Origin of the sequence: Rhodovulum steppense, from assembly GCF_004339675.1 — a bacterium.
Lineage (GTDB): Bacteria > Pseudomonadota > Alphaproteobacteria > Rhodobacterales > Rhodobacteraceae > Rhodovulum > Rhodovulum steppense.
The window spans coordinates 41735-66567 of the sequence record NZ_SLVM01000011.1 but is presented as its reverse complement, the minus strand read 5'-3'; the positions used below and the strand labels follow the sequence as shown (position 1 = coordinate 66567).

The 24833-nt window shown below is 66.1% G+C and carries 21 protein-coding genes and 1 tRNA gene; 7 read left to right on the top strand and 15 right to left on the bottom strand.

Features of this window, described 5'->3' with window-relative positions; translation table 11 throughout:
* Window positions 1–53: 53 nt before the first annotated feature.
* From EV216_RS09125 to EV216_RS09115, 3 genes are all read right to left on the bottom strand, one after another.
* On the bottom strand, window positions 54–1163 hold the full coding sequence (locus EV216_RS09125) for a tyrosine-type recombinase/integrase (RefSeq protein ID WP_132694800.1): 1110 nt from the start codon (window positions 1161–1163) through the stop codon (window positions 54–56).
* A gap of 55 nt (window positions 1164–1218) precedes the next feature.
* Window positions 1219–1305, bottom strand: a tRNA-Leu gene (locus EV216_RS09120).
* Window positions 1306–1430: 125 nt separating this feature from the next.
* On the bottom strand, window positions 1431–2828 hold the full coding sequence (locus tag EV216_RS09115; protein ID WP_165899209.1) for a peptidoglycan-binding domain-containing protein: 1398 nt from the start codon (window positions 2826–2828) through the stop codon (window positions 1431–1433).
* A 118-nt stretch (window positions 2829–2946) separates the two neighbouring features.
* Here EV216_RS09115 and lipB point away from each other — a divergent pair, with 118 nt between their 5' ends.
* On the top strand, window positions 2947–3630 hold the full coding sequence (gene lipB / locus EV216_RS09110; protein ID WP_132694797.1) for a lipoyl(octanoyl) transferase LipB: 684 nt from the start codon (window positions 2947–2949) through the stop codon (window positions 3628–3630).
* Here lipB and EV216_RS09105 read toward each other — a convergent pair.
* Together EV216_RS09105 and EV216_RS09100 are read right to left on the bottom strand one after the other, a co-directional pair.
* Window positions 3617–3952 carry a hypothetical protein gene (locus EV216_RS09105; protein ID WP_132694796.1) on the bottom strand — a complete coding sequence of 112 codons (336 nt, stop codon included), beginning with the start codon at window positions 3950–3952 and terminating at the stop codon, window positions 3617–3619. The two genes, lipB and EV216_RS09105, sit on opposite strands and share 14 nt — an antisense overlap.
* A gap of 155 nt (window positions 3953–4107) precedes the next feature.
* Window positions 4108–4566, bottom strand: a complete 459-nt coding sequence (locus tag EV216_RS09100) for a GatB/YqeY domain-containing protein (protein ID WP_132694795.1) — start codon at window positions 4564–4566, stop codon at window positions 4108–4110.
* A 181-nt stretch (window positions 4567–4747) separates the two neighbouring features.
* On the opposite strand from EV216_RS09100, the gene carA reads away from it, so the two are divergent.
* The gene (gene carA / locus EV216_RS09095) at window positions 4748–5902 is read left to right on the top strand and encodes a glutamine-hydrolyzing carbamoyl-phosphate synthase small subunit (RefSeq protein ID WP_132694793.1); all 1155 of its coding nucleotides are present in this window, start codon (window positions 4748–4750) and stop codon (window positions 5900–5902) included.
* A 379-nt stretch (window positions 5903–6281) separates the two neighbouring features.
* Here carA and EV216_RS09090 read toward each other — a convergent pair whose 3' ends face one another.
* A complete protein-coding gene (locus EV216_RS09090) occupies window positions 6282–7496 on the bottom strand; it encodes an META domain-containing protein (protein WP_132694792.1) in 1215 nt (404 codons plus the stop codon).
* 66 nt (window positions 7497–7562) lie between these two features.
* Complete coding sequence (locus EV216_RS09085) at window positions 7563–8039, bottom strand: Lrp/AsnC ligand binding domain-containing protein (RefSeq protein WP_132694790.1); 477 nt, start codon at window positions 8037–8039, stop codon at window positions 7563–7565.
* 104 nt (window positions 8040–8143) lie between these two features.
* On the opposite strand from EV216_RS09085, the gene putA reads away from it, so the two are divergent.
* Window positions 8144–11605, top strand: coding sequence for a bifunctional proline dehydrogenase/L-glutamate gamma-semialdehyde dehydrogenase PutA (gene putA, locus EV216_RS09080; protein ID WP_132694788.1), 3462 nt, complete (start codon window positions 8144–8146; stop codon window positions 11603–11605).
* Window positions 11606–11636: 31 nt separating this feature from the next.
* The gene (locus EV216_RS09075; protein WP_132694786.1) at window positions 11637–12374 is read left to right on the top strand and encodes a rhomboid family intramembrane serine protease; all 738 of its coding nucleotides are present in this window, start codon (window positions 11637–11639) and stop codon (window positions 12372–12374) included.
* 3 nt (window positions 12375–12377) lie between these two features.
* On the opposite strand, the gene EV216_RS09070 is transcribed toward EV216_RS09075, so the two are convergent.
* The 3 genes from EV216_RS09070 to EV216_RS09060 all read right to left on the bottom strand — a co-directional run bounded on the left by EV216_RS09070 (window position 12378) and on the right by EV216_RS09060 (window position 15836).
* Complete coding sequence (locus EV216_RS09070) at window positions 12378–12614, bottom strand: hypothetical protein (RefSeq protein ID WP_243642028.1); 237 nt, start codon at window positions 12612–12614, stop codon at window positions 12378–12380.
* A 76-nt stretch (window positions 12615–12690) separates the two neighbouring features.
* Window positions 12691–13479 carry an inositol monophosphatase family protein gene (locus EV216_RS09065; RefSeq protein ID WP_132694784.1) on the bottom strand — a complete coding sequence of 263 codons (789 nt, stop codon included), beginning with the start codon at window positions 13477–13479 and terminating at the stop codon, window positions 12691–12693.
* Window positions 13480–13547: 68 nt separating this feature from the next.
* Entirely contained in the window at window positions 13548–15836 is a 2289-nt protein-coding gene (locus EV216_RS09060) for a xanthine dehydrogenase family protein molybdopterin-binding subunit (protein WP_132694782.1), read from the bottom strand.
* Between the two features lie 134 nt (window positions 15837–15970).
* Here EV216_RS09060 and EV216_RS09055 point away from each other — a divergent pair, with 134 nt between their 5' ends.
* Window positions 15971–18961: a valine--tRNA ligase gene (locus tag EV216_RS09055; protein WP_132694781.1), complete on the top strand. Its 2991-nt coding sequence runs from the start codon at window positions 15971–15973 to the stop codon at window positions 18959–18961.
* A gap of 142 nt (window positions 18962–19103) precedes the next feature.
* On the top strand, window positions 19104–21050 hold the full coding sequence (gene thrS / locus EV216_RS09050; RefSeq protein ID WP_132694779.1) for a threonine--tRNA ligase: 1947 nt from the start codon (window positions 19104–19106) through the stop codon (window positions 21048–21050).
* A gap of 2 nt (window positions 21051–21052) precedes the next feature.
* Here the strand turns inward: thrS and EV216_RS09045 are convergent, their stop codons facing one another.
* A complete protein-coding gene (locus tag EV216_RS09045) occupies window positions 21053–21409 on the bottom strand; it encodes a hypothetical protein (RefSeq protein WP_132694777.1) in 357 nt (118 codons plus the stop codon).
* Window positions 21410–21439: 30 nt separating this feature from the next.
* Window positions 21440–21784 (bottom strand): arsenate reductase family protein, encoded by a 345-nt coding sequence (locus EV216_RS09040; protein ID WP_132694775.1) that lies wholly within the window; start codon window positions 21782–21784, stop codon window positions 21440–21442.
* Window positions 21785–21998: 214 nt separating this feature from the next.
* On the opposite strand from EV216_RS09040, the gene EV216_RS09035 reads away from it, so the two are divergent.
* On the top strand, window positions 21999–22205 hold the full coding sequence (locus EV216_RS09035; protein ID WP_132694903.1) for a cold-shock protein: 207 nt from the start codon (window positions 21999–22001) through the stop codon (window positions 22203–22205).
* Between the two features lie 105 nt (window positions 22206–22310).
* On the opposite strand, the gene EV216_RS09030 is transcribed toward EV216_RS09035, so the two are convergent.
* The 3 genes from EV216_RS09030 to thyX all read right to left on the bottom strand — a co-directional run bounded on the left by EV216_RS09030 (window position 22311) and on the right by thyX (window position 24792).
* Window positions 22311–22718 (bottom strand): DUF2177 family protein, encoded by a 408-nt coding sequence (locus EV216_RS09030; RefSeq protein ID WP_132694774.1) that lies wholly within the window; start codon window positions 22716–22718, stop codon window positions 22311–22313.
* A gap of 113 nt (window positions 22719–22831) precedes the next feature.
* Window positions 22832–23884, bottom strand: coding sequence for a hypothetical protein (locus EV216_RS09025; RefSeq protein ID WP_132694772.1), 1053 nt, complete (start codon window positions 23882–23884; stop codon window positions 22832–22834).
* A complete protein-coding gene (thyX, locus tag EV216_RS09020) occupies window positions 23881–24792 on the bottom strand; it encodes an FAD-dependent thymidylate synthase (protein ID WP_132694771.1) in 912 nt (303 codons plus the stop codon). The genes EV216_RS09025 and thyX overlap by 4 nt, the downstream gene beginning before the upstream one ends.
* Window positions 24793–24833 lie beyond the last annotated feature (41 nt).

Sequence of the window (24833 nt, the reverse complement as noted above, 5' to 3'; positions counted from 1 at the left end):
TAAGTATATGTTATAATTAGAAAGAATTATTCTGTTGGCGGTTGACTTCTTGGCTAGAATATTGCAGCGACCTTCTCCATCCATGTGCGCATGTGCGCCACCGAGTAACCACGCCCATAGGTTGCCCCGGTGCCTAGTCTCGTGGTCCAGCCGCCTACTTGGTCGATCAGGTCAAGGGGAGCTTCCACGGAGCGAAGACGATCCCTCATCGTGTGCCGGAAGCAGTGGCAGGTTTGACCGGGGGCGAGTTGCTTGATCGCCTTGTTCAAGGTGTTGCTCGCATGGGTGGCTGCGAAGTGGTCATCACGCTTCCAGCGGGGGAAGACGTAGGGCGAGCCGTCAGACCTTGCCTTGAGGATGGACAGAGCTTCAGCGCCAGCACCGACCAAGGGCACCACACGGGCAGAGGAATGGGTCTTGAGGCGTCTCAGCGGGTGTGGGGCAATGGTTAGTGTCGCTGAATGCAGACACACGTCATACCAACGCAGGCCAACCACCTCGGCCAGCCTGGCACCAGTCTCGCCCAGTACCGGCAGGATTAGGGATGTGTCCTTGTTCCTCTGGATCGCCCAAGCGTAAATCTCGGAGATTTGCTCCGTCGAGAATGGCAGCCTCTGGTGTCGATCCTGCCCCTCCTGAGGTATCTTAAGACGGGAGAACGGATTACGCTTGTCTACCTCTAGCTCAACCATCCCGAACTCGATGATTGCATGGAGGGACTGGATACGTCTGCGGACGGTTGCTGTCTTGTTGCCGTGCTTGCGTAGCTCCGAGACAAGATCACGGGCATCTCTACGGGTGTAGGTGTCAATCGCCTTGTTGCCTGCCACTCGGATCAGAGCATCAACGGCAAGGCGACTTGGCTTCTCATTGATGGAATGGAGGCGGAGATACTCGTCTAGGCAAGATGCAAGGTCCCAAGTGTGGGGCTTCACGCGCTCTAGGAGCTTGTTCACATCGACAGGCCGCACAGAGGGTGAGGACCATATGCCGTCAAGGGCGGATGAAAGACCCTCAGCGAGCATCGCTGCCTGCTCTGTGTCTCGACTCAACGGAAGGCGGACGTAACGGCTACCGAAGCCTTCAACCGCATGGTCTGGCACTCTCCTGTTGTAGTGATAGGTGCCGCGCACAAGGGTCGTGTGGCGTATTTTGTGGATCATTTTGCATGTCTCCGAGCATTAACTCATTGACTGAAAATGTCTTTTTTAGATGAGATGGTGCGGTCGAGAAGACTCGAACTTCCACGGGAGTTACCCCACAGCGACCTCAACGCTGCGCGTCTACCAATTCCGCCACGACCGCACGTGATCAGGTAGTGCGGCGCTTCTTAGCGGCTTGGCCAGCCGATGTGAAGGGGGATTTTGCACCCGTTTTCCGGGGCGCGGCCAAGGCGGGGGCGGCAATCGCCGCCGCCCCCGCACGGGCTGTCAGTTGTCGATCGCAAAGGTCGGCAGCGCCGCGGGCTGCGGCCGCGATTCCCCCGTGGACAGGGACGCGCCGTCGTCCCGCCCGCCCAGCCGGTAGGCGGCCTTGCGGATCAGGTCGGCGCGTTCGGGCTGGGCCGGGGCAAAGACCGGAACCACGCCGCGATCCGCCGCGCCCAGCGCGGTGTCGTACCAGTCCAGCGCCAGATCGACCCGCCGTGCGGCACCGAATCCCTGCGCAAGGTGATGGCCCATCAGTTCGGCATAGACATCCTCGCCCAGCGCGGCCAGCAGCAGGCCCGAACCGATCGCCACATCCATGTTGTCGGTCCGGTAGCCGACCGACAGGCAGACCCGCGCGGTGCCCGCAAGCTGGGCGGGCGGCATGCCCGAGCCCATCACGAAGCCGCGCACGTCCTCGAGCACCTGATCCCTGGGCTTGAACGACAGCGCCGCGACCTGATCCTTGAGCGCCGGGCCGAACCCCGCGCATTGCTCGGCGATCTGGTCGGGCGTGACCCCGGGGATGCGGGCCGCCAGTTCCTCGCCCTCGGCGATGGCATAGGTCCGCGCAAGGCAGAACTGTTCCTCCAGCACGAAACCCGCATCAGTCATGCTGGCCGCCGTGGTGAAGCCGCCATTGCTGTTGGTCACAAGGCTGACCTTGTTGCACTGCGACGCCAGCGACTGGCCGCTGCCCTGGCTCAGGAAATTGGGCAGCGCAGGAGTCGCGGCAACAGCGCCTGCCGCAGCCGTGGCGGCAACCGCCGCCGCAGGCGCAGGCGGCGCGGCGGGCACGACGACCGTGGTGGTCACGGGCGGTTGCGGCACCGGCTGTTGCGGGTTGATGACGACGGTGGTGCCCGGCTGCACCGGGGCGGCGGGCATCATCGGCGCGGCCATGCCGCCGCCCACAAGCTGCTGCTGGTAGGTCTGCAACAGCCCGCGCGTGCCCAGCGGATTGGCCGCCACCATCTGCGTCGTGGCAGGCCCGCCCGCAATCGCGCGGTGATAGGAGGTCACGAGGAAATCGCGCTCATAGAGGTTGAGGGTGCCGGTGGGCGCGTAGCCCATGAACGCCTGGTATTGCGAGATCGCGTTGCGCGAATTGCGCCCCAGCACGCCGTCCGGTGTGCCCGCGGGAAAGCCGAAATAGTTCAGCGAGGTCTGCACCTCGCGGTTCTGCGCGCGCGTTGCCGCCGAGACGCCCGGATTGGGCGCGGTCCGGCGCACCTGCTGTTGCGGGCGCTGGCGGTTCTTGTTCGCCTCGTTGACGATCACGCCACCGATGATCCCGCCGATGATTCCGCCCGCGATATCGCTTCCGCCGGCCGCGACCTGGGTGGCCGGTGTGGCTGCGACGCTGGCCGCAAGGCAGGCCATTGCAAATTTCTTCTTCATCATGCCATCTCTCCCGAAAAGCACTTTCGGCGCTGTCACACACGCGCGCCCGGCTACACCCGGATTTGCAAAGTGTCGCGGCGACCGGTGAAAGCTGTCAAGGAAGGAATTGACGACCATGCGGCCGGAATGGACCGTTTTCGAGGGATTTTCGACCTATCCCGAGATCTGCGCCGCTATGGAGAAACGCGCCGAGGCGATCGCGGCGGGCCGGGCGGGCGAGGCGATCTGGCTGGTCGAGCATCCCCCGCTTTACACCGCAGGCACCTCGGCCAACCCGTCCGACCTGACCGATCCGGGCCGGTTTCCGGTGTTTCCCACGCCGCGCGGCGGGCAATACACCTATCACGGGCCGGGCCAGCGGGTGGTCTATGCGATGCTGGATGTGGGCGCGCGCGGGCGCGACGTGCGCCGATTCGTCTGGCAACTGGAGGAATGGGTGATCGCCACGCTGGCCGAGTTCAACGTCGCGGGCGAGCGCCGCGCGGGCCGCGTCGGCGTCTGGGTCGTCCGCCCCGACCTGCCCCCCGGCCCCACCGGTGCCCCGCGCGAGGACAAGATCGCCGCGATCGGGGTGCGCCTGCGCCGCTGGATCAGCTTTCACGGGCTCTCGATCAATGTCGAACCCGACCTCACGCATTATGACGGCATCGTGCCCTGCGGCATCCGCGAACATGGCGTCACCAGCCTTGTCGATCTGGGCCTGCCGGTGACGATGGCCGATCTGGACGTGGCGCTGGCGCGGAATTTCGACCGGGCGTTCGGCCCGGCAGCGCCGCCCGCGCGGGTCAGTTGCGCGTGACCCGGTCGGTGATGTCCTTCATCGAGGGCCGCCCCTCGATCAGCAGCGAGTCGCGCCCGGGCGGCTGGGTCTGGTCCTGCCGCTCCATCAGGTCCTTCTCATAGGCCTGGGCCTTGAGCCGGAAGAACCGCTGGGCAAGATCCTCATACATCTCGCGCGCAAGCAGCAGGCCCATCACCAATGCGGTCAGGATGAAGATGAAATGCGAGTAGATGAAGAAGAACGCGATCAGGTGGCTCACGATCAGCACCAGCGCCGCGCCGCGCAGGATGACCGCCGGCCAGTCCTCGGGTCGCACGCTCTTGAGGAATTTCATAAGCATCGTCTTGATCCTGTCTCGGTTCCGGCCTTCAGCATAGCGCCGCGCGCGCATGGGCGAAACCCGCCCCCGACCTTCTGGCCCGTCTTTCCCAACAATCTCCTGCGAGGACATGGCGCCGCGCCGCGCGGATGCAAGCCCGTCCCCCTGCCCCGCCGTCAGGCAAGGCGCTCGCGCACCGCGGGGCCGACCGCGCCGAAATCCATCCGCCCCGCATATTCGGCCTTGAGCACGCCCATCACCCGGCCCATGTCGCGGATCGAGGCGGCGCCGGTCCGGGCAATCGCGTCATCGACCGCCTGCGCCACCTCGGCCTCGCTCAGCTGGCGCGGCAGGAATTCCTCGACCACGGCGATCTCGGCACGCTCGGCCTCGGCCAGATCGAGCCGCCCGCCCTCTTCATAGGCGCGCGCGCTTTCCTGGCGCTGCTTGATCATGCGGCCGAGGATCGCCAGAACCTCGGCCTCGCCAATGCCCTCTTCGATGCCCTCGCCGCGCAGCGCGATGTCCTTGTCCTTGATCGCGGCATTGATCAGCCGCAGCGTGCCCAGCCGCTCCGCTTCGCGGGACTTCATCGCGGCCGTCAGCGCGGTCGAGATGCGGGTTCTCAGGTCCATCGGGGATCCCCTGGCTCGGTTGCGCGTCAGGGGCGACAACATAGTGTCCCCCTCCGGGCGAGGCAAGCCCGGCCAAAAGGCTCAACCCATTGAAATCACGAAACTTCACATTTTGCCGCAACCCTTGATTCTTTGCCCCCCGGGGCCTAGTGTCCGCCGGATTCTGCCCAAGGAGAGCCCGATGTCCGCCGCCCCCCAAACCCGCCCGACCGCCTGCCTGACGCTCGCCGACGGCACCGTGTTCTACGGGCAAGGCTTCGGCGCGACCGGCGAGACGGTGGCGGAGCTGTGCTTCAACACCGCCATGACCGGCTACCAGGAGATCATGACCGACCCCTCCTATGCCGGGCAGGTGGTGACCTTCACCTTCCCCCATGTCGGCAATGTCGGCGTCAATCCCGAGGATGACGAGACCGCCGAACCGGTCGCCGCGGGCATGGTGGTCAAATGGGATCCGACCGAGCCCTCGAACTGGCGCGCGGCGGGCGCGTTGAAGGACTGGCTGGCCCGGCGCGGCCGGATCGGGATCGGCGGCATCGACACGCGGCGGCTGACCCGCGCGATCCGCCAGCAGGGCGCGCCGCATGTGGCGCTGGCCCATGACCCCGAAGGCCGCTTCGACATCGAGAAGATGGTGGCAAGGGCGCGCGGCTGGTCGGGGCTGGTGGGCCTCGACCTCGCGAAGGACGTGACCTGCGCGCAAAGCTATCGCTGGGACGAGATGCGCTGGGCCTGGCCCGAAGGCTATGCAGGGCGCGAAGGGCCGGGGCATCGCGTGGTCGCGATCGACTATGGCGCGAAACGCAACATCCTGCGCTGCCTCGCCTCGGCGGGCTGCGAGGTCACCGTGCTGCCCGCCACCGCCACCGCCGAGGACGTGCTGGCGCTGAACCCCGATGGCGTGTTCCTGTCGAACGGGCCGGGCGATCCGGCGGCGACCGGCGACTATGCCGTGCCGATGATCCGCAAGGTGCTGGAACGGGACGTGCCGCTCTTCGGCATCTGCCTCGGCCACCAGATGCTGGCGCTGGCGCTGGGCGCGAAGACGATCAAGATGAACCACGGCCATCACGGCGCGAACCATCCGGTGAAGGATCTGGAAACCGGCAAGGTCGAGATCACCTCGATGAACCATGGCTTCACCGTGGACAGCCAGACCCTGCCCCAAGGCGTGGTCGAGACCCATGTCTCGCTGTTCGACGGCTCGAATTGCGGCATCCGCATGGCCGACCGGCCGGTGTTCAGCGTGCAATATCACCCCGAGGCCAGCCCCGGCCCGCAGGACAGCTATTACCTGTTCGAACGCTTCGCCGCGGCGATGGCGGCGCGGGCCTGACCCCTTTGGGGGGTGGTGCGGACGACGGGACTCGAACCCGTACTCTCGTGCGAGAAGCAGATTTTCGTACCACTTCGGCTTTCGCCGCCGCCATCTGGCGTTCGTGGTCTGGACTGTCCCTTCGCCATGGCCAGCAAGGGCTTTAGGCGCCGCCCGTCCAGTCTCTACACCTTCCCCTTGCGGGGCTTGGCTCGGGATTGGCATGGGGCCTTGGCCCGTTAGCGTTCCCCGAATTTGAGCGGTTCTGCACCGCGGGTTTCCCCGCGGGCACTCCAATCAAAGTCTGCTGCGTCTACCGATTTCGCCACGTCCGCACATCATTGGCGCGGACCATAGCCGCCCGCCGCGCCCGGGGAAAGCCTTGGTGGGGGGAAAAGCCTCAGCGCCGCGCGGTCGCCAGCACCGTGTCGCCCCCGATCAGCAGCAGCGCGCCATCCTCGGCGAAATCGAACCGGTCCACCTGATCCAGCAGCCTGAAAAAGCGCTGTTCCTGCTCCATCAGCGCCTCGGGACAGGCCATCATCGTCGCCGCGACCGGGCCGATGCGCAGCCCCTCGCCGGACAATTCGGCCCCGCCCATGAACCGGTTGCAACTGCCGCTGCCCGAAACGCGCCCGTCGCGGCCAAAGGCAATGCCGACATTCGAGGAATCGACGATGCCGCCGCCCCCGATATCCTCGACCCGCCAGGGATGCGCGGCCAACAGGTCCATCGGATCGCCGCCGCAGCCCGACAGGCTTTGCCCGCCGGTTTCAACCAAGGCCGTCGCGGGATAGGGCATGCCGGTCATCGTGTCGCGGCACAGCGCCTGTGTGAGGGTCAGCACCAGATCCGCCCCTTCGGCGGCATAGCGGCGCGCGCCGTCCACGATTTCGGGCTCGGGCAGCGGCGCCGCGATCTCGGTCGCGCCGTAATCGCCCGCATAGCGCATCTGCCCGCCCGCGATTTCCAGCGTCCAGCCCGGTTCGTTGCCCCGCGCCCGATAGCTGGCCCCCGGCAGCGCCGCGTGACATTCGGGAAATTCGGAACCATGCAGGCTCAGCGTCGCAGCATCGCCCTTGGTCCAGATCCAGGTGTCGGGATCGCCCTCGGCCACGAATTTCGCGCCAGAGGCGGTGACTTCCTGCACCAGATCGACATATTGCCCGCCGATCCGCAGCCGCGCGCCCTCGCCGACAAAGCCCAGTTCCACCACCAGTTCGCCGCAGTTCATCGTGCTGGCAAAGCCCATCGGGCGAAAACCCGTCAGCATCAGCGCGCCCGCCTCTACAGCGTCCTCGCCCGCCTCGATCTCCACCGCATCGCTGAGCCAGCGAATCTCGCCGCCAAGCCGCAGCGCCGCGCGCAGGGTCAGGTCCGTGCCCGCGGGACCGTCCAGCGCAAAGGGCAGCGGCACCTGCGCCCCGTCAGTCGGATGCTGCGCGGTCTCGACCAGCGCCCCGGCCCCGTCGCGCAGTTCCAGCAGAATCTCGGCATCGGGCGGCAGCGCGATCCGCTCGCGATAGATCAGGCTGCCGGTGATCGCGCGCATCTCCTCGGCCAGCGCCGCCACGGGCAGCGCGACGCAGGTCAGCAGGCTCAGGACGAATCGCATGGCTCTCTCCCCGGTGGTTGTCCTGTGCCGAACTCTAGCACGCGCAGGGCGCCCCCGCGCAAACCCTCACCCCGGCCGGGCAAGCCCCGCATCCTTCACCGCCTCCATCGCCACATAGGTCGAGGTATTGGCGACATGCGGCAGGCCCGACAGCCGCACGGCCATCACCTCGCGATAGCGCGCCATGTCGGCGGTGCGCACCTTCAGCAGATAGTCGAACCCGCCCGCGATCATGTGACATTCCTCGATTTCCGGGATCGCCCGCACCGCCGCGTTGAAGGCCCGCAGCGCCGCCTCGCGCGTGTCCGACAACCGCACCTCGACAAAGGCGACATGCGCAAGCCCCAGCCGGATCGGGTTCAGCATGGCCCGGTAACCGGTAATCACGCCGGCCTCCTCCAGCCGCTTCAGCCGCGCCAGCGTTGGCGTCTTGGACAGCCCGATCCGGCGGGCCAGCTCGGCCACGGCGATCCGCCCCTCCCCGGCCAGAATGTCCAGAATCGTGCGATCATGGCGGTCCAGCGGCACAGGATCGTTCGGCATGAAATACCCCCCGATTTTGGACGGATCGTCCATCATATTCCGAAAACCCGGACGAACAGGCCATCCCGACGGCGCTATACTGCCCCATTCCCAGGGGAAACGCCATGACAGACCAGTTCGCCGCCCTGCGCACCCGGATCGAGGCCGCCACCTATGCGCCCGAGGCCGACATCCTGCCCCGCCTGCTGGCCGAAACCGGGCTGGATGCCGCCGGCCGCGCGCGCATCTGCGCCGCCGCCGCCGATCTGGTCCGCGGCATCCGCGCCCAGGACCGCCCCGGGTTGATGGAGGTCTTCCTGGCCGAATACGGCCTTTCCACCGACGAGGGCGTGGCGCTGATGTGTCTGGCCGAGGCGCTGCTGCGCGTGCCCGACACCGACACCATGGATGCGCTGATCGAGGACAAGATCGCCCCGTCGGACTGGGGCCGCCATCTTGGCAAATCCGCCTCGCCGTTGGTCAATGCCTCGACCTGGGCGCTGATGCTGACCGGCCGGGTGCTGGACGAACCGGGGCCGGGGCTTGCCGCCACGCTGAAAGGCGCGCTCAAGCGGCTGGGCGAGCCGGTGATCCGCGCCGCCGTCGCGCGCGCCATGCGCGAGATGGGCCGCCAGTTCGTCCTTGGCGAAACCATCGCTTCCGCCATGGACCGCGCCGCCGGGATGGAGGCGCGGGGCTACACCTATTCCTACGACATGCTGGGCGAGGCCGCCCGCACCGAGGCCGACGCCACGCGCTATCTGGACGCCTATGCGCAGGCCATCGCCCGGATCGCCACGGCCGCCACATCCGCCGATATCCGCGCCAATCCCGGCATCTCGATCAAGCTCTCGGCGTTGCACCCCCGCTACGAGGTGGCCCAGCGCGACCGGGTCATGGCCGAGCTTGCCCCGCGCCTGCTGCATCTGGCGCTGATGGCGCGCGAGGCCGGGATCGGCCTGAATGTCGATGCCGAGGAGGCCGACCGGCTGGCCCTCTCGCTTGACGTGATCGCCGCCGTTCTGGCCGATCCGCGCCTTGCCGGATGGGACGGGTTCGGCGTGGTGGTGCAGGCCTATGGCCCGCGCGCGGGGCTGGTGATCGACTGGCTGCATGCGCTGGCCTGTCGCCATGACCGCCGCCTGATGGTGCGGCTGGTCAAGGGCGCCTATTGGGATACAGAGATCAAGCGCGCACAGGTGATGGGCGTGGACGGCTTCCCGGTCTTCACCCGCAAGGCCGCGACCGATGTGAGCTACCTCGCCAATGCGCGCAGGTTGCTGGGCATGACCGACCGGATCTATCCGCAATTCGCCACGCATAACGCCCACACCGTCGCCGCGATCCTCGACATGGGCGCGGACCGGTCCGCCTATGAGTTCCAGCGCCTGCATGGCATGGGCGAGACGCTGCACGATCTGGTGATGGCCCGGCAGGACGGCGCGCGCTGCCGCATCTATGCCCCCGTCGGCGCGCATCGCGACCTGCTGGCCTATCTGGTGCGCCGCCTGCTTGAGAACGGCGCGAACAGTTCCTTCGTCAACCGGATCGTGGACGAAAGCGTGCCGCCCGAGGCCGTCGCCGCCGACCCGCTGGCCGAAATCGAGGCGTATCTGGACGCCCCCGAACACCCCGCGATTGCCCGCGCGCCTGCGCTGTTCGGCCCCGAACGCCGCAACTCCCGCGGCTGGGATCTGGCCCATGCCCCCGATCTGGCGATGATCGAGGCCGCGCGCGCGCCCCACCGCGCCACCCGGTTCGAGGCCGCCCCCCTGATCGCCGGGTCAACCGCGCCCGACGCGGCCGCGCCTGTCCTGAACCCGGCCGATCCGGCCGATATCGTGGGCCATGTCCGCCCGGCCTCGGCGGCGGATGTGGAAACCGCGCTGGCCACGGCCCGGCCGTGGACCGCGCCGCCCGCCGAACGCGCCGCGATCCTGCGCCGCGCCGCCGATCTCTACGAGGACCATTTCGGCGCGATCTTCGCCCTGCTCGCGCGCGAGGCGGGCAAATGTCTGCCCGACGCGGTCGGGGAACTGCGCGAGGCGGTGGATTTCCTGCGCTACTACGCCGCCCAGGCCGAAACGCTGGACGCGCCGCCCCGCGGGCTTTTCGCCTGCATCTCGCCCTGGAACTTCCCGCTCGCGATCTTCACCGGCCAGATTTCAGCGGCGCTCGCCACGGGCAATGCGGTGCTGGCCAAACCCGCCGAACAGACCCCGCTGATCGCCCATTACGCGGTCCGCCTGCTGCACGCGGCGGGCGTGCCGCGCGACGCCCTGCAACTCCTGCCCGGCGATGGCGAAACCGTGGGCGCGCGGCTCACCTCCGATGCGCGGGTCAATGGCGTGGCCTTTACCGGCGCGACCGAAACCGCCCGGATCATCGCCCGCGCCATGGCCGACCACATGGCCCCCGGTACGCCGCTGATCGCGGAAACCGGCGGGCTGAACGCGATGGTGGTGGATTCCACCGCGCTGCCGGAACAGGCGGTGCGCGACGTGATCGCCTCGGCCTTCCAGTCGGCGGGCCAGCGCTGTTCGGCGCTGCGCTGCCTTTATGTGCAACAGGACATCGCGGACGCTTTCCTGACCATGCTGACCGGCGCCATGGCCGAGCTGCGCCTTGGCGATCCCTGGGATCTGTCAACCGATATCGGCCCGCTGATCGAGGCCGCCGCCCTTCGCGACTTCTCCGCCCATATCGCCCGGGCCCGGGCCGAAACCCGCGTGCTGTGGCAGGCCCCGGCGCCCGGAACCGGCCATTTCCTGTCGCCCACGCTGATCCGCGTGCCCGGCATCGCCGCCCTCGACCGCGAGATCTTCGGCCCCGTCCTGCATGTCGCGACCTTCCGCGCCGAGGATCTGGACGCGGTGATCGACGCGATCAACGCCACCGGCTACGGCCTGACCTTCGGGCTGCATTCGCGCATCGACGACCGCGTGCAGCACGCAGCCGAGCGGCTGGCGGTCGGCAACCTCTATGTCAACCGCAACCAGATCGGCGCCGTGGTGGGCAGCCAGCCCTTCGGCGGCGAGGGGCTGTCGGGCACCGGCCCCAAGGCGGGCGGGCCGTCCTACCTGCCCCGCTTCACTGCCCGCCCCGCGCCCAAGATCGCCGGTGTGCCAGAGGGCACGGTCACCGCCGACACCCTGTCCCGCGCCCTGGCCGAAGCACCCCCCGCACAGGGCAGCGAGACCTCCGCCCTGCCCGGCCCCACCGGCGAATCGAACCGGCTGTCCACCCATCCCCGACCGCCCCTGCTCTGCCTCGGCCCCGGCCGGGCGGCGGCCGAGGCGCAGGTGGACGCGGTGCATGCGCTGGGCGGTGCGGCAATCGCGGTCCCGGGCGCGGTGCCCGCCGATCTGCTGGAGCATCTCACCGGGTTCTCGGCCGTGCTCTGGTGGGGCGACACCGCCACCGGCCGGGCCTATGCGCAGGCGCTGGCGCGGCGGGGCGGCCCGCTGATCCCGTTCATCACCGGCCTGCCCGATACCGCCCATGCCCGCCATGAACGGCATCTGTGCATCGACACCACCGCCTCGGGCGGGAATGCGGCGCTGCTGGCCCAGGCGGGTTCCGCTTGACCGGCGGCCGCCAGCGGCTAGCCTCCATGCGATGTTCCCGCTGCGCGATCACAACCCGTCGACCAGGACGCCCTATGTCGTCTATGCCCTGATCGCGGCCAATGTGATCGTGTTCCTGTCCTACTGGGGCCTCTTCGCCAACCCCGTGGCGCTGGACCGGTTCTTCATGGACTGGGCGCTGATCCCCGCCGCGATCAGCGAAGGGATGCACCTGCACGGGCTGTTCACCTCGATGTTCCTGCATGGCGGGCTGCTGCATCTGGGCGGGAACATGCTGTTTCTGTGGATCTTTGGCGACAACCTGGAAGAGGAGTTCGGCCATCTGGGCTTTCTGGCCTTCTACCTTGCCGGGGGGCTGGCCGCGGGGCTGGCGCAATATGTGGCGGCGCCCTATTCGATGGTGCCGATGGTCGGCGCCTCGGGGGCGATCGCGGCGGTGATGGGGGGCTATCTGCTGCTGTTTCCCAGGGCGCGGGTCGATATCCTGATCTTCCTGATCGTCATCATCCGCATCCTGCCGGTGCCCGCCTGGCTGATGCTGGGGCTGTGGTTCGGCCTCCAGCTTTTCGCGGGATTCTCGACGCCCAGCGACGGGGGCGGGGTGGCCTATTGGGCCCATGCCGGGGGCTTTGCCGCGGGGCTGATGCTGACCCTGCCGCTCTGGCTGCGGCGCGGCGGGCCGGGCTTCTGGGCGCGCACCCATGGCCACCCGCCGCATCCCGAGGCGCGCTATCGCCCGACCACGATCCCGCCAGTCAGGCGGCGCTAGGCGTCATTTCAGGACAGTATCCAGCCGGGTCACCTGCGCCTCGCTCAGGCCCTCGCCGACGGTTTCGCCCATCTTGTAGAGACCGGCATTGACCGAGGTGAACATGCCGATGCAGACCCCGACGATGGCCGCGGTCAGCACGACCCAATCCACCGTCACGGCACCATCCTCGCGCGCCAGAAAGGCTGCGATCCGAGCCCCGGGGCCGGTCCCGGCGGTCGAACTCGTTACCATGCTCATCTTGCGCTCCCTCGTCCTTGACCTTTCCGCGGGTTTCGCCGGGGAAAGGGGCAGAACGATGGCGGGCCGCGGGCCGTTAAGTGTTTCTTATCAGTTTCGCGAAGGGCTCGTAGAGCGCGGTATTGGCGACCATCACATCGCCATGCACCAGCGGGTCATGGCCTTCGCGCACCGGGCCGACCATGCCGCCCGCCTCGCGCACCAGGATCAGCCCCGCGGCCAGGTCCCAGGCGTTCAGCTCGCGTTCCCAATAGCCGTCATAGCGCCCCGCCGCGACATAGGCGAGGTCCAGCGCCGCCGAGCCCCAGCGCCGCACGCCCGCGCAATGCGGCATCAGCCGGGCCAGGTCCTGCAAGGTGGCGGGCAGGGTCTTCTTGGCGGCAAAGGGAACGCCCGTGGCAAAGATCGCCTCGATCATGCGCGCGCGTCCCGACACGCGCAGGCGGCGCTCGTTCATCCAGGCACCCGCGCCCTTTTCGGCAACGAACATCTCGTCCTTGGCCGCGTCAAAGATCACGCCCGCGACGACCTCGCCCTTGTGTTCCAGCGCGATGGAAATCGCCCAATGCGGCAGCCCGTGCAGGAAATTCGTGGTCCCGTCCAGCGGATCGACGATCCAGCGCCGCGTCGGATCCTCGCCCGCTTCCTCGCCGGTCTCCTCGCCCAGCCAGCCGTAATTGGGCCGCGCGCCGCGCAATTCCTCCTTGAGGATCTTCTCGGCCGCCATGTCGGCGCGGCTGACGAAATCCCCCGCCCCCTTCATCGAGACCTGAAGGTTCTCGACCTCGCGGAAATCCTTGACGAGGCTGCGCCCCGCCTTGCGCGCGGCCTTGATCATGATGTTGAGATTGGCGCTGCCTTGCATCGGTCTCTCCTTGGGCTTGCGCCGCCATACACGCGGGGGCAGGCGGTGCCAAGGGGCAGGGGCCGGGTTCAGCCCGCCGCGCGCAGCATCTGCCAGACCCGGTGCGGCGTGAACGGCATGTCGGCCTGCCGCACGCCGCGCTCCCACAGTGCATCCGCGACCGCGTTCGCGATGGCCGCCAGCGCCCCCACCGTGCCCGCCTCGCCGCAGCCCTTCATGCCCAGCGGGTTCGCGGTCGAGGGCACGGGCGCGGTGGTAAAGGTGACAAAGGGCAGATCGTCGGCACGCGGCATGGCGTAATCCATGAAGCTCGCGCTCAGCAACTGGCCGGTCTCGTCATGCACCGCGCGTTCGCACAGCACCTGCCCCAGCCCCTGCGCGATGCCGCCATGAACCTGCCCCTCGACCAGTTGCGGGGCGATCAGCGTGCCGAAATCGTCGGTGACGGTGTATTTCACCAGTTCGGTCCTGCCGGTCTCGGGGTCGATCTCGACCTCGGCGACATGCGCGCCATTGGGATAGGACCGCCCCGGCAGCCGGTATTCGGCGCGGTGACGCAATAGGTCCGCCCGCCCCGCGGCACGCGCCATCTGTGCGGCCTCGGCCAGCGTCGGCGTCAGGTTCGAGCCCGGCGCGCGGAATGTCTCGCCGTCAAAGGCCAGATCGGCCGGATCGACCCCCATCCGCTCGGCCAGAAACGGGGTGAACGCGGCCAGCATCGCCTGAACCGTCGCCAGCGTCGCGCTGCCCTGCGTCGTCACCGACCGCGACCCGCCCGTGCCGCCCCCCGTCGCGATCAGGTCGCTGTCGCCCTGGATCACGCGGATGTCCTCGACCGGGATGCCGCTGCGTTCGGACAGGAAGCGGGCATAGACCGTCTCGTGCCCCTGCCCGTTCGACTGCGTGCCGACATAAAGGTTCACGCCGCCATCCTCGCGGAACTCGACCTCGGCCGCCTCGGACGGATCGCCCAGGATCGATTCGATGTAATAGCACAGCCCCAGCCCGCGCAGCCGCCCCCGCGCCGCACTCTCGGCCTTGCGCGCCGCGAACCCCGCCACATCGGCAACGCCATGCACCCGGTCCAGAACCCGGCCGAAATCGCCCACGTCATAGGTCTCGCCCGTCGGCGTGCGATAGGGAAAGGCATCCCGCCCGATGAAGTTCCGCCGCCGCAACTCCCACGGGTCCACGCCCAGCACGCGGGCGGCATGGTCCATCGCACGCTCCAGCGCATAGATCGCCTCGGGCCGGCCCGCACCGCGATAGGCGTCAACCGGCGTGGTGTTGGTAAAGACGCCCTGCACCTGCAACAGCGCGGCGGGAATGTCATAGGCCCCGGTCAGCACCTTGGCGAACAGCCTGGACTGTATCGGCTGGGCGTTCTCGGAATTGTAGGCCCCCAGATTCGAGACATTGCCGACCCGGTAGCCGATGATCCGGTGCCCCGCATCAAAGGCCAGTTCCACCCTCGAGACCAGATCGCGCCCGGCATTGTCGCTCAGCATCGCCTCGGTCCGCTCCGACATCCAGCGCACCGGGCGCCCCAGCATCCGCGCGGCCTGGGCGATGACGTAATATTCGGGATAGCTCATCGCCTTCATCCCGAAACCGCCGCCCACATCGGGGTTGGTCACCCGCACCGCGTCCTCGGGCAGGTGCAGCATCCGCGCCAGCCCCGCCTTCTGGTCCCACACGCCCTGCCCGTTCACGCACAGATGCAGCCGCCCGCCCTGCCATTCGGCCCAGCAGCCGCGCGGCTCCATCGCGTTCACGATCACCCGATGATCCGCCACCTCCAGCTTGACCACATGCGCCGCCGCCGCGAATGCCGCCTCGACCGCCGCCGCATCGCCCATTGCCCAGTCATAGGCCAGGTTGCCCGGCGCGGACGGATGGATCGCGTCCCCGCCCGGGGCCAGCGCCAGATGCGGGGGCAATTCCTCGATCTCCAGCCCGATCGCCTCAAGCGCATCGCGCGCCTGATCCGGCCTGTCGGCCACCACCACCGCCACCGCCTCGCCCACGAACCGCACCCGGTCCTCCGCCAGCAGCGGCCGCGCCGTCGCCGCCCCCGAACTGCCATCGCGGTTGCGCACAAGGGCTGCGTCCATCTCCAGCGTCACGCCCGCCGCCCGCAGGTCCCCGGCCGTCAGCACCAGATGCACCCCCTCCGCCGCCCGCGCCGCCGCCACGTCCAGCGCCGCGATCCGGCCATGCGCGACGGGGCTGCGCAGGAACAGCGCATGCAGCGCATCGGCAGGCGCGATATCGTCCACATAGCGCCCCTGCCCGGTCAGGAAGCGGCGATCCTCGATCCGCCCGCCCGGCTGGCTCTGGCCGAATTTGCTGTCCATCCCGCGTCCCCCTGCTGTCGGGGCGGACGATAGCGGCCATGCCGCCCCTGTCCAGCCCCGCCGGGGCTTGGCCTTGGCCCGGGCATTCGCTAAGTCACGCGCCAATGCCCATCCGATGCCGAGGACCGCGCCCCATGCCGATGGAAAAGACCTTCAACGCCGCCGAGGCCGAGGCCCGCCTGTATGACGCCTGGGAAAAGGCCGGGTGCTTCACGGCCGGGGCGAACGCGTCCCGCCCCGAAACCTTCTGCATCATGATCCCGCCGCCCAACGTCACCGGCAGCCTGCATATGGGGCATGCCTTCAACAACACGTTGCAGGACATCCTTGTGCGCTGGCACCGGATGCGCGGCTTCGACACGCTCTGGCAGCCGGGGCAGGACCATGCGGGCATCGCGACCCAGATGGTCGTGGAACGCGAACTGGCCAAGGCGGGCAAGCCCGGCCGCCGCGAAATGGGGCGCGAGGACTTCCTGAAAACCGTCTGGGAATGGAAGCAGCAATCCGGCGGCACCATCATCAACCAGCTCAAGCGGCTGGGGGCCTCCTGCGACTGGTCGCGCAACGCCTTCACCATGTCGGGTGCACCCGGGGCACCGGCGGGCGAAGATGGCAATTTCCACGATGCCGTCATCAAGGTCTTCGTCGATCTCTACAACAAGGGCTTCATCTATCGCGGCAAGCGGCTGGTGAACTGGGATCCGCATTTCGAAACCGCCATTTCCGATCTCGAGGTCGAACAGGTCGAGGTCGACGGCGCCATGTGGCGCCTGCGCTACAAGCTGGAGGATGGCGCGACCTGGGACCGCCCCACCGAATGGGATGAGGATGGCAACGTCACCGCGACCGAACCCTGCCCCTATCTGGTCGTCGCCACCACACGGCCCGAAACCATGCTGGGCGATACCGGCGTCGCCGTCCACCCCGAGGATCCGCGGTACAAGCACCTGATCGGCAAGACCGTCCGCCTGCCGTTGTGCGGCCGGTCGATCCCCATCGTGGCCGACGACTACGCCGATCCGGCCAAGGGCACCGGCGCGGTCAAGATCACCCCCGCCCATGATTTCAACGACTGGGAGGTCGGCCAGCGTGCCGGCCTGCGCGCCATCAACGTGATGACCACGCGGGCCGCGATGTGGCTGAAGGACAACCCCGATTTCGCCGCGGGCTGCGACCCCGATCTGGTCGCCAAGGCCATCGAACGTCTGGACGGCGCCGACCGCTACGCCGCGCGTGAGGCGATCATCAACGAGGCCAGTGACGATGGCTGGCTCGACGGCATCGACCCCGACCGCCACATGGTTCCCCATGGCGACCGCTCCAAGACCGCCATCGAGCCCTACCTGACCGACCAGTGGTTCGTGGCGACGGACAAGATCGTGGAACCCGCGCTGGCCGCCGTCCGCGACGGACGGACGAAGATCCTGCCCGAGCAGCACGAAAAGGTCTATTTCCACTGGCTGGAAAACATCGAGCCCTGGTGCATCAGCCGCCAGCTTTGGTGGGGACATCAGATCCCGGTTTGGTATGGGCCGGAACTCTTGGGAAAGCCCGGAGAAATGGGCCCTTCAGGCCGAAATCTTCCCGCCTTCCCTGAAGATGCTTTCGATGAGCGCGGGCGGCCTTTCGACGCAGCGCGAGTCCATCCGTTTTGCGCTGTTAGCCAAGAAGAAGCCAAACAAGAGGCAGAAGCGTTCTACGCGCCTTATTCTGTGGAGCTTTTTGATAACCACGAACAGTATGTCAAAGCTTGCGACGCGTGGAGAGGATTAGAACCGGGAACGGAGAATGCCGAGAAAGTAATCCCGCTCTACCGCGACCCCGACGTCCTCGACACCTGGTTCTCCTCCGGGCTCTGGCCCATCGGAACGCTGGGCTGGCCGGAACAGACCGAGGAACTGCGCAAGTATTTCCCGACCGATGTCCTGATCACCGGCTTCGACATCATCTTCTTCTGGGTCGCGCGGATGATGATGATGCAGCTTGCCGTGGTGAACGACATCCCCTTCCACACGGTCTATGTCCACGCCCTCGTCCGCGACGAGAAGGGCAAGAAGATGTCCAAGTCTCTGGGCAACGTCCTCGACCCGCTGGAGCTGATCGACGAATTCGGCGCAGATGCGGTTCGTTTCACTCTGACGGCCATGGCCGCGATGGGCCGCGACCTGAAACTTTCCACGCAACGCATTGCCGGATATCGCAATTTCGGCACCAAGCTGTGGAATGCAGCGCGCTTTGCCGAAATGAACGGAGTGTTCGAAACTCACAAGTCCGAAACACCGCCGACCCCGGCCGAAACCGTCAACCGCTGGATCATCGGCGAGACGGCAAGGGTGCGCCAGACCGTGGACGACGCGCTTGCGAACTACCGCTTCAACGACGCCGCCAACGCGCTTTACGCCTTTGTCTGGGGCAAGGTCTGCGACTGGTATGTGGAATTCTCGAAACCGCTGCTTCTGGACGGCACGCAAGCCCAGCAGGCCGAGACGCGGGCCACCATGGCCTGGGTTCTGGACCAGTGCCTGATCCTGCTGCACCCGATCATGCCCTTCGTCACCGAAGACCTCTGGTCCACCACCGCCACCCGCAAAAAGATGCTCGTCCATGCCGACTGGCCGACCTATGGCGCCGAACTGATCGACGCGGCGGCCGACCGCGAGATGAACTGGGTCATTGATCTGATCGAGGAAATCCGCTCGGCCCGCGCCCAGATGGGCGTGCCCGCCGGCGCCCAGATCCCGATGCTCGCCACCCAGATCGACCCCGCCGCCCGCAAAGCCTGGGACCGCAACGAAGCCCTGATCCGCAAGCTCGCCCGCGTCGAAAGCCTGAGCGAGGTCAAGGACCTGCCCAAGGGCTGCGTGACCATCGCCATCGAGGGCGCAAGCCTTGCCCTGCCGCTGGCAGGCATCGTCGACGTCGCCGCCGAAAAGACCCGGCTGGAAAAAAGCCTGGCCAAGCTCGAAAAGGAACTGGCCGGGCTGATGGGGCGGCTGAACAACCCGAAATTCATCGACAGCGCCCCCGAAGACGTGGTCGAGGAAACCCGCGACCTGGCCGAGGCCAAGCAGGACGAGGCCGCCAAGCTGCGCGCGGCGCTGGGGCGGCTGGCCGAACTGGGCTGAGGGCGGCGGGGGCAGGCGGTGGGTTGACACCCACCCTACGCAGCCCCGCCGTCTTGACTTGCCCAACGCCCGGGTTCATCAGGGGCGCGACATAACCCGCAACCGGGCGTTCCGTGGGCGCCAAACCGACGAGGAGGCCGCAATGGGCCAGATCACGCTGACTTTTCCCGATGGCAATCACCGCAGCTTTCCGGCCGGCACGACCCCGGCCGAGGTGGCGGCCTCGATCTCGACCTCGCTGGCGAAAAAGGCGATCTCGGCCCAGGTGAACGGGCAGCATTTCGACCTGCAATGGCCCCTCCATGAGGATGCGGCCATCGCCATCAACACGATGCAGGACGATGCCGCCGCGCTGGAACTGATCCGCCACGACCTGGCCCATGTCATGGCCCGCGCGGTGCAGGAGCTTTGGCCCGACGTCAAGGTGACCATCGGCCCGGTGATCGAGAATGGCTGGTATTACGATTTCGACCGCCAAGACCCCTTTACGCCCGAGGATCTGGGCCAGATCGAAGCGAAGATGAAAGAGATCATCAACCGCCGCGATCCGGTGACCACGGAAATCTGGGACCGTGAGCGGGCGGTGAAGTATTACGAGGCCAATAACGAACCGTACAAGGTGGAACTGGTCGGCATGATCCCCGAGGGCCAGCCGATCCGCATGTATTGGCACGGCCATTGGCAGGATCTGTGCCGCGGCCCGCATCTGCAACACACCGGCCAATTGCCCGCCGATGCCTTCAAGCTGATGAAGGTCGCGGGCGCCTATTGGCGCGGCGACAGCAATCGCCCGATGCTGCAACGCATCTATGGCGTCGCCTTCCGCAACCGCGAGGCGTTGAAGGATTACCTGCATTTCCTCGAAGAAGCCGAGAAGCGCGACCATCGCCGGCTGGGGCGGGAAATGGACCTGTTCCACATGCAGGAAGAAGCGCCCGGCCAGGTGTTCTGGCACCCCAATGGCTGGCGCATCTACACGGTCTTGCAGGACTACATGCGGCGGCGGCAGAACGCGAATGGCTATGTCGAGGTGAACACGCCCCAGGTGGTGGACCGCCGTCTCTGGGAAGCCTCGGGCCATTGGGAAAAGTATCAGGAGCATATGTTCATCGTCGAAGTGGACGAGGAGCATGCGCGCGAGAAATCGGTCAATGCGCTCAAGCCGATGAACTGCCCCTGCCATGTGCAGATCTTCAACCAGGGGCTCAAATCCTATCGCGACCTGCCCCTGCGCATGGCCGAATTCGGCTCGTGCAACCGCTATGAACCCTCTGGCGCGCTGCACGGGATCATGCGGGTGCGCGGCTTTACCCAGGACGATGCGCATATCTTCTGCCGCGAGAGCCAGATCGAGGAGGAAACCCGCCGCTTCATCGCGATGCTGAGCGCGATCTATGCCGATCTCGGCTTCGAGAAGTTCCGGGTGAAATTCTCGGACCGCCCCGAGATGCGCGCGGGCAGCGACGAGGTCTGGGACAAGGCCGAGGCCGCGCTGAAAGCGGCGACCGAGGCGGCGGGCTATGCCTATGAGCTGAACCCGGGCGAAGGCGCCTTCTACGGGCCCAAGCTGGAATTCGTGCTGACCGACGCCATCGGGCGCGACTGGCAATGCGGCACGCTTCAGGTGGATTTCGTGCTGCCCGAACGGCTGGAGGCGACCTATATCGGCGAGGATGGCGCCAAGCACCGCCCCGTCATGCTGCACCGCGCGATCCTCGGGTCGTTCGAGCGGTTCATCGGGATTCTCATCGAGAACTTCGCCGGGAAACTGCCCTTCTGGCTGGCGCCGCGGCAGGTGGTGGTGGCCTCGATCGTGTCGGAGGCGGACGATTTCGTGCGCGAGGTGGTGGCGCGTCTGACCGCGGCGGGCGTTCGGGCAGAGGCCGATATTCGCAACGAAAAGATCAACTACAAGGTGCGCGAGCACAGCCTTGGCAAGGTGCCCGTGATCCTGGCCATCGGCGCGCGCGAGGTCGAGGACCGCAGCGTGACCCTGCGTCGGCTGGGCGAACAGGGCACGCAGACCGTGGCGCTGGACGCGGTGGTGGCAGACCTCGCCGCGGCCGCCCTGCCCCCCGATCTGGCCTGATCTCAGGCCGGGTCCGGGCGGCGGGCGGCCAGCGCCAGCACGCCGCCCAGACCGCACATCGCGATGGGGAACATGGTGAAGACGTTGAAGCCAAAGCCCCAATACATCCCCGCGCAGGACACCAGCATCATCAGCCCGCCCACGACGTTCTGGGCCCGCGCCATCGCGCCCCCCGCAATCGCAAGGATCGGCGCCAGAAGCGAGATGATGCGCGTGCGCTCGGGGTTCTCGACCTGCCGGGCCAGATCGCCGATTTCGCCGAAACTTTCGATGAAGACGGTGTAGCCATAGCCGAAAAAGCCCACGATCAGGCCCAGCAGGCCCGCGATCACCCCAAGGGTCAGGGCGGCGTTGCGCATTGATCGACTCCTTGCCTGTCTCGGCCCGATCTAGGCGCCCGGCGCGGCCTTGCCAAGCAGTTCCTCCTGCACCGCGCGGTCCCAGCCCAGATGCAGCCGCCCGTCCACCTCGATCACCGGGCGCTTCATCAGGGCGGGATGGGCGGCCAGGAGGGCGGTCGGATCTTTCGCACGCTCGGCCTCTGGCAGGGCGCGCCAGGTGGTCGAGCGATGGTTGACGAGGGTATTGCCGAAGGCGGCGAGGAAGCGGGCGATTTCGGCCGGGGAGAGCGGGGTTTCGCGCAGGTCGCGCAGCTCTGCGGGGTGGCCCGCGGCTGTCAGCGCGGCGCGGGCCTTTCGGCAGGAATCGCATGTTTTCAAGCCGTAAACGATCATTCGGGACTCCTTTTCGGTGCAGTATGGGGGGAAAAGGGGCCTTGTAAACTTCACTTGATTTTGGGTTGATTCGTCCCGCATGCTTTCGCCCCGTGACGGCAGACGACCTGGGCGACCGCTCCTCTTTCGGGGCAGCCGGAAGACTGGAAGACCTGGCTGTGACCCGCGCCCGGCAATTCCGCGGGGGCGGAAACCGAAGATGGAGAGGATGACGATGCCCACCGGCACCGTGAAATGGTTCAATACTACCAAGGGCTTCGGGTTCATTGCGCCCGATGACGGCGGCAAGGACGTGTTCGTGCATATCTCGGCGGTGGAGCGCGCCGGGCTGACCGGGCTGGCCGACAACCAGAAGGTCGCCTTCGAGATGATCGAGGGCCGCGACGGGCGGAAATCGGCGGGCGAGCTGCGGCTGCTCTGACTCCGTCAAATCGGAATTCCATATGATTTCCATATGAATTCCATCGGACCTTTTTCCGGCGGCGGCCCGGGTTAACGGGCCGCACGCTGTCGTTTTGCCCGTTTTTCAGGCAATCGCCCGCGCCACCGTCACGCCGACCCAGGCCGAGACGCCGGTCAGCACCGCGCCCCAGGTCGTGTCGACGACGACCTGCACGACCGACCAGTTCCTGAGCGTGGCCCAGTTGGTGAATTCATAGGTGCCATAGGCCATCGCGCCGAGGATGGCGCCCTGCACCAGCGCCTGCATCGGATCGCCCGCCGCCAGCGCGGGGCGCGAGACCAGATAGACCAGCCCCGCGACATAGGCGAGGTAGAACACCGCCGCCGCGCCCAGCCGCGGGCTGTCGAGCAGCCAGTCGCCGACATAACGCTCGAACAGCGGGCGCATGAATTTGGTCAGCATCACCGCATCGACGGCGAGAAAGAAGATCGCGGTGACGAGATAGAGAACGATCAGCGTGACGACCGACATGGAGCCCCCCCTTGCGCTTTCCCGGTGATCCTAGGGCGCGGGGCGGGGGTGGGCAATGCGGGAGCGTGGTGGGGTGGCCGGGGGATGGTGGGTTGGCAGCCACCCTACGGGTGCTATTCAGCGCCGAAAAGCCTGTAGAGATCCTCACGAAAATTCTGCTCACATAAACCTAAAGGATCACGAAGCATAATCATATAATCTACTTGTTGTCGCGAACGGCATGGCAGCGACAAAATTCGCTCCAACTCTTCATTACAAAATATCTTGTCTAAGTGACAGTAAGGATCAAAATCTCCCCCGCTTACGGCCGGTAATATCGCGTTAAGATAGCTGGTCATTAGCGTGTGCCGCCGCATTGCGCGTATTTTTCTCAACTCACCCAAACCAACATCGAACAGCAAGCCAATTCGGGCCAAATATGAAATAAATATTTTGCTTGCAAAGCCATGATATTCATGTATTACACTAATTATATCTATTTCATCTTGGCGCTCGATATAGGATTTTGCCTTCAAATTCCATTGTCCGCCTTCCAGCAAATCAGAAGATTTAAACAAAATACTAACGCTAGCGTTTCTTTGCCCTCCGATTTCATAGGTACCCCTCGGACTCGGGGAGTGAATTCGAACATGACCGAAATTATTCCTAAGCTCCTGAACGAAGCCAGCGAGACACTCGTCGGCAATGCTTCGATTGACAAGCTGTGTAAACTCATCTTTGCGATCCGGACACACTGAAAGGAGTCTACGATATGTCTGAATCAGTGCGGCAGCCGCAAAAGAGAACTGAAAAACTTGTGAGGTCGCGCGCTCAGCCACATCTAAATTCGAACTCAGGTCACCAAAAGCAACATTCGAATAGTATCTTCCGAATGTTTCTAGTATCTGGTTGTGCGCAGATGTCAAAATCTTGAACGCTGAACCGACCTGCTTTATCGCATCATCGATCGAATAACACGGGTGCTTAGAAAGGATATTATCAAAATCCTCCTGCGGCAGAAAAACCAAGTGTTTAAGAACACTTGGTTCAGGCGTCATCCCCTGACACCACATCGCGACACACTTAGCCTCGATCTCTTCCGCGCGCGCCTTATTTTGCGCTCGCATGATGTTGCTTATTTGTGTCAGCGTAAAAGATGAAACATTTACATTTCGTTCGTCAATCATCCTGACCCCAATACCCCCTCAAACTCCCGCCATTCCCCCGCCGACATGCCGGAATTCTCCTGCGTCACCGTCTCGCCCTTCAGCATCCGCCGGACACAGTCCATCGCGGTAGCTGACAGATTGACGCCGCCCATACGGTAATCGGCAAAGGCTTTATACGCCAGCGGCACCCAGTCGGCGACGATCTCGCACATCACTTGCGCATAGACGCGGATCTCGTATTGGGCGTGCACGTCGGCGCGCAGGCGCAGGAAGTGGAAGAGGTTGTGCAGATCCGTCTTCCAGTACCATTGGGTGTAGATATTGGCGGGCAGGTTCATGCGGGCAAGCTCGCGGGCGAGGCCCTTCTGGCCTTCGGTGGACAGCATCGCCTCGTAATTGTCATAGGCCCGGGCGGCGTCGGTTTTCAGGATGTCGAGGACGCGGGCGGCCTCCTCCCCCTCCAGCAATTCGCCGCGGCCCTGGTTGTTCACGGTGGATTGGGCGGCCAGCGCGTCGGGGGCGGGGATGTAGAATTCGCGGTCGAGGATCGAATAGCGGGCGGAGTATTCGTTGACGTTGGCGGTGCGGTGGCGGATCCATTGCCGGGCGACGAAGACCGGCAGCTTGACGTGGAACTTGACCTCGCACATCTCGAAGGGGGTCGAGTGCCAGTGGCGCATCAGGTAGCGGATCAGCCCCTCGTCATTGCTGACGGATTTGGTGCCGGTGCCATAGGAGACCCGCGCCGCCTGGCAGATCGCGGCATCGTCGCCCATGTAGTCGATCACCCGGATCAGCCCGTGGTCGAGCACCGGATGGGCGGTGTAGAGGCGGTTTTCCATGCCCGGCGCGGTGGCGCGCAGCGTGGGCGTGGTCTGGCCGCGCTGGGCCTCGATCTCGGCAAGCTGATCCTGGGTGAGCGGCATGGCGCGGTCCTTTCGCGGAAGACGAGTCGGGTAACACTATA